Source organism: Pseudomonas sp. A-1, assembly GCF_004801855.1.
Classification (GTDB): domain Bacteria; phylum Pseudomonadota; class Gammaproteobacteria; order Pseudomonadales; family Pseudomonadaceae; genus Geopseudomonas.
In genome coordinates, this window is the sequence record NZ_SSTC01000177.1 from 1 (window position 1) to 3114 (window position 3114).

Sequence of the window (3114 nt, forward strand, 5' to 3'; positions counted from 1 at the left end):
CAGCGCACCGCCGACGGCGGCGCGCAGCTGCTCGCGGTCGACCGCCGGAACCGGCGCGGCCTGCGGCGGCAGCTGGTCGGCCAGCTGTTCGGCGGCGTTGAACACCTGCAGGCAGGCGCCGCAGCGCACGGCGCCGCGGGCCATGCCGAGCTGCGCGCGGGAGACGCGGAAGCGGGTCTGGCAATGGGGGCACTGGGTGACGAACGACTCGGTCATGCTGGCGGCAATCCGGAACAGGTCAGATGGTCATTCTAGCGCAGCGCCGTGCGCCCCGGCAGCGGGCCGACCGTTCAGCGGCGCACGCCGCTGATGCGTACCCAGCCGTCCTTCACGGCGGTGGGATCGAGGTCGAAGGCGCCTGCGTAGGCGGCGCGCACTTCCTCGGCCTGCTCGGCGAGGATGCCGGACAGCGCCAGGCGCCCGCCGTTCTTGACCAGCGCAGTGATGGTCGGCGCCAGCTGCACCAGCGGGCCGGCGAGGATGTTGGCGACCACCACGTCGGCCGGCTGCGGCGGCAGGTCGGCCGGCAGGTAGACCGGGAAGCGTGCCGGGTCGATGCCGTTGCGGTCGGCGTTGTCGCGCGAGGCCTCCAGCGCCTGCGGGTCGATGTCGGTGCCCACCGCCTGCGGCGCGCCGAGCAGCAGCGCGGCGATGGCGAGGATGCCCGAGCCGCAGCCGAAGTCGAGCACGGTGCAGCCGGCGAGGTCCTGACCGTCCAGCCACTCCAGGCATAGCGCGGTGGTCGGGTGGGTGCCGGTGCCGAAGGCCAGGCCGGGGTCGAGCAGCAGGTTGACCGCGTCGGGCTCGGGCGCCTGGTGCCAGCTCGGCACGATCCACAGGCGCTGGCCGAAGCGCATCGGCTGGAAGTTGTCCATCCAGCTGCGCTCCCAGTCCTGGTCCTCGATGCGCTCGACCTGATGCTCGGGCAGTTCGCCGCCGCGCAGCAGCCCGAGGTGGGCGAGCACCGCGTCGCCGTCGGTGCCGTCCTCGAACAGGGCGAGCAGGTGGGTGTGGCTCCACAGCGGGGTGGTGCCGAGGTCGGGCTCGAAGATCGGCTGGTCCTCGGCGTCCATGAAGGTCACCGAGACGGCGCCCAGTTCCAGCAGCTGGTCTTCCAGCTCGGCGGCCTGGTCGGGGGTGATGGCGAGTCGGACTTGCAGCCAGGGCATGGGGGAGGCCTCTTCGGGAATGGGCGGGAAAGGCGGGCAAGCTTACTGGAGGGGCGGTTGCGCGGCCAGTGCGGGGTAGGGTGCGCCGTGCGCACCAGCAAATCCACCACGCCCTGGAGGGGCGGAGGCGCTGCAGTGCAGCTCCGTAGGGTGCGCCGTGCGCACCACCGGGCCACGGCGCCATCACGGTGCGCGCGGCGCACCCTACGAAAAGCGGAAACGACAGGGGCCGCCCGAAGGCAGCCCCTGTGGTTCAGCGCCGAGCCGGGGCTCAGTGCTTGTCCATACCCAGTTTCTTTTCCAGGTAGTGGATGTTGACGCCGCCCTTGCAGAAGCCGGCATCGCGGGTCAGGTCGCGGTGCAGCGGGGCGTTGGTCTTGATGCCGTCGACGATCAGCTCGTCCAGGGCGTTGCGCATGCGGCCCATGGCCTCGTCGCGGCTGGCACCGAAGGTGATCAGCTTGGCGATCAGCGAATCGTAGTACGGCGGTACCGCGTAGCCGTCGTACAGGTGCGAGTCGACGCGCACACCGTTGCCGCCCGGGGCATGGTAGTGCTTGACCTTGCCGGGGCTCGGCATGAAGGTGCGCGGGTCTTCGGCGTTGATCCGGCACTCGATGGCGTGACCGCGGATCACCACGTCTTCCTGCCTGATCGACAGCTTCTCGCCGCCGCCGATGCGCAGCATCTCCTTGACGATGTCGATGCCGGTGACCATCTCGGTGACCGGGTGCTCGACCTGCACGCGGGTGTTCATCTCGATGAAGTAGAAGTTGCCGTCTTCATAGAGGAACTCGAAGGTGCCGGCGCCGCGGTAGCCGATGTCGATGCACGCCTGCACGCAGTGGGCCTGGACCTTGCGGCGGGCGTCCTCGTCGATCAGCGGGGCGGGCGCTTCCTCGATCACCTTCTGGTGGCGGCGCTGCAGCGAGCAGTCGCGGTCGCCCAGGTGGATGGCGTTGCCCTGGCCGTCGGCCAGCACCTGGATCTCCACGTGGCGCGGGTTGACCAGGAACTTCTCCAGGTAAACCATCGGGTTGCCGAAGGCGGCGCCGGCCTCGGTGCGGGTCAGCTTGGCCGAGGCAATCAGGTCCTCTTCCTTGTGCACCACGCGCATGCCGCGACCACCGCCGCCGCCGGCGGCCTTGATGATCACCGGATAGCCCACTTCGCGGGCGATCTTCAGTGCTTCCTGCTCGTCTTCCGGCAGCGGGCCGTCGGAACCCGGCACGGTCGGCACGCCGGCCTTCTTCATGGCGTTCTTGGCCGAGACCTTGTCGCCCATCAGGCGGATCACGTCGGCGGTCGGACCGATGAAGGTGAAGCCGGATTTCTCCACCTGCTCGGCGAAGTCGGCGTTCTCGGCGAGGAAGCCGTAGCCCGGGTGGATGCCGTCGGCACCGGTGACCTCGGCGGCGGCGATGATCGCCGGGATGCTCAGGTAGGACTGGGCGGAAGCCGCCGGGCCGATGCACACGGACTCATCGGCCAGCGAGACATGCATCAGATCGCGGTCGGCAGTCGAGTGCACCGCCACGGTCTTGATGCCCAGTTCCTTGCACGCGCGCAGGACGCGCAGGGCGATCTCGCCGCGGTTGGCAATCAGGACTTTTTGCAACATCGCAGGTACTCCGCGTGTCAGACGATGGTGAACAGCGGCTGGTCGAATTCAACCGGATGGCCGTTCTCGACCAGGACCTGGCCGATGGTGCCGCTGGCTTCGGCCTCGATGTGGTTCATCATCTTCATCGCTTCGACGATGCACAGGATGTCGCCCTTCTTGACGCTCTGGCCGACTTCGACGAACGGCTTGGCGTCCGGCGAGGAGGCGCGGTAGAAGGTGCCGACCATCGGCGAGCGCACCACGTTGCCGGTCAGCGCCGGGGCGGCCGGAGCGGCGGCAGCGGCCGGAGCGGCCGCCGGGGCGGCGACCGGAGCCGGGGCC

4 protein-coding genes are annotated in these 3114 nt (G+C 69.6%); all 4 read right to left on the bottom strand.

Annotation, left to right across the window (positions count from 1 at the left end; translation table 11 throughout):
* A partial coding sequence (locus E5198_RS20790; protein ID WP_178084109.1) for an MJ0042-type zinc finger domain-containing protein occupies positions 1-216 on the bottom strand: 216 nt, incomplete at its 3' end.
* A 74-nt stretch (positions 217-290) separates the two neighbouring features.
* Positions 291-1169 carry a 50S ribosomal protein L11 methyltransferase gene (gene prmA / locus E5198_RS20795; protein WP_136491807.1) on the bottom strand — a complete coding sequence of 293 codons (879 nt, stop codon included), beginning with the start codon at positions 1167-1169 and terminating at the stop codon, positions 291-293.
* A 271-nt stretch (positions 1170-1440) separates the two neighbouring features.
* A complete protein-coding gene (accC, locus tag E5198_RS20800; protein ID WP_136491808.1) occupies positions 1441-2790 on the bottom strand; it encodes an acetyl-CoA carboxylase biotin carboxylase subunit in 1350 nt (449 codons plus the stop codon).
* A gap of 17 nt (positions 2791-2807) precedes the next feature.
* A partial coding sequence (accB, locus tag E5198_RS20805) for an acetyl-CoA carboxylase biotin carboxyl carrier protein (protein ID WP_136491809.1) occupies positions 2808-3114 on the bottom strand: 307 nt, incomplete at its 5' end.